The following is a 1,569-nucleotide window of genomic DNA, read 5'->3' on the forward strand; positions in this document are numbered from 1 at the left end:
CGAGTTGCCGAAACTCTGCTTCGCCTCGTTTCCGCTGAACGAAGTCGTGCCGCCGTGGTTCCCGATCGCCATGGCCGGGCCTGCCAGCATGGCGGAGGCACCGACGAGCGAAACGGTGGCAGCGGACGCGGCCATAACCTTCTTGAGCATGGACTTCTCTTTTCTTGACGGAGAGCACGTGCAGTACTGCATGGAGAGCACGTGCAGCGCTGCGCTCATATCTATTGCGCCGCACTGCCCACTGGTCAACTTCGCGGTACTGGTTTGGTTCCGACGCTTCACCCGAACGATTCCCCGGGAGACCGAAGGGACACCGAACAAAGCGGCCTGTAAGGCGGTTCGGCGTGCAGCATCGGATCTCCATATAATCCCAATCGGCAAACAGAGTTGAGACCTGATCAGTCTCATTTTTGTACGGCCGAAAGGGTGGTGGGCAGAAACCAATACACAGCGGTCCAGTTGGGCAGGTGGCTCTGTATGGGGCATCCACCAGAAAGGGACCAGCGTGATCAAGAAGGCTATGGCGGCAGCAGCCGTCGGCGTGTCCGTGGTCGGCGCGTCCGCCGCGATGGCGCCGCAGGCGATGGCGACCGGCAACGGCAGCGGCCCCACCTCGGTCAGCGGCAACGGCGCGATGCAGGCGTACGGGAACTCCTCCACCTACGGCAACATGAGCCCGCAGATCGGCTTGATCCAGGGCTCGTTCAACAGGCCCTGCATCGCCCTGCCGGCCAAGGCCAACCTCGCCTCGATCGCCGGCGTCGTGCCGGTCTCCGCCCTCCAGGACGTGCCGGTCCTCTCCGCGCCGCAGAACCAGCAGTGCACCGAGAACTCGACCCAGGCCAAGGGCGACGAGCCGCTCTCCCACGTCCTGGAGCACGTCCCGGTCCTCTCCGGCAACGGACGGGGCGGCCACTGAGCCCGGGTTCCCCAAGAGCAGCCGGACCGCTGCCAATCCCTTCGGCGGTCCGGAACCCTGCTCCCCACGGCCGGATCACCGGGGAATTCCGGGGGTCCGGTCTTTTGCCGTGCCCGGCGCCGGCGGCGGCGCAATACAAGAACACCGCGCTCAAGAAGGCCAGCAGAATCCGTTGACGAGCTGGTTCCATTCCCAATCGGGACGGCCCGGAACCGTACGCCCGTCACCGGCCCAGGAACGCACCAGGGACGCGTACAGGGGTTCGGCCGCCGCCTCGCTCTCGAATTGTCGCCGGGTGATCGGGATGAAAGTCTGCCGGCGCCAGGCATCCTGCGTCTCAGCCATGTTTCCTCACCATCGGTCGTGGTGACTGCGTATTACCACGGCCGGGCGGAGTTGAATTCCAGAATGCTCTGTCTGGGGGACAGGACGCAACCTAAAGAGATTCTTTCCGTTTCTCTTAACAGATCCCCGTCGGTGGAATCAGACCAGCAGGAGTAGACATGCAGAAGTTGTGGTCGGCCGCGGCCGTCGCCGCAGCAGTGTCCGGTGTCGCGATGGTGGCCGCGCCGCAGGCGATGGCGATCGGGAACCACGGCAGCACGAAGTCGCTCAGTGGCAACGGTGCCAAGCAGAGCTTCGGCAACTCC

At 64.4% G+C, this 1,569-nt stretch carries 2 protein-coding genes; one reads left to right on the forward strand and one right to left on the reverse strand.

Features of this window, described 5'->3' with window-relative positions; genetic code table 11:
- Window positions 1-505: 505 nt before the first annotated feature.
- Window positions 506-919 (forward strand): rodlin, encoded by a 414-nt coding sequence (locus ACWC2B_RS38025; RefSeq protein WP_450724929.1) that lies wholly within the window; start codon window positions 506-508, stop codon window positions 917-919.
- Between the two features lie 150 nt (window positions 920-1,069).
- On the opposite strand, the gene ACWC2B_RS38030 is transcribed toward ACWC2B_RS38025, so the two are convergent.
- Window positions 1,070-1,264, reverse strand: coding sequence for a hypothetical protein (locus ACWC2B_RS38030; RefSeq protein WP_450724931.1), 195 nt, complete (start codon window positions 1,262-1,264; stop codon window positions 1,070-1,072).
- Window positions 1,265-1,569 lie beyond the last annotated feature (305 nt).

The sequence above is a fragment of the Streptomyces sp. NPDC001415 genome (assembly GCF_053597395.1).

Bases quoted from the DNA above. Each gene is read 5' to 3' on its own strand.
- ACWC2B_RS38030 (WP_450724931.1), bottom strand. From the start codon at position 1,264: ATGGCTGAGACGCAGGATGCCTGGCGCCGGCAGACTTTCATCCCGATC.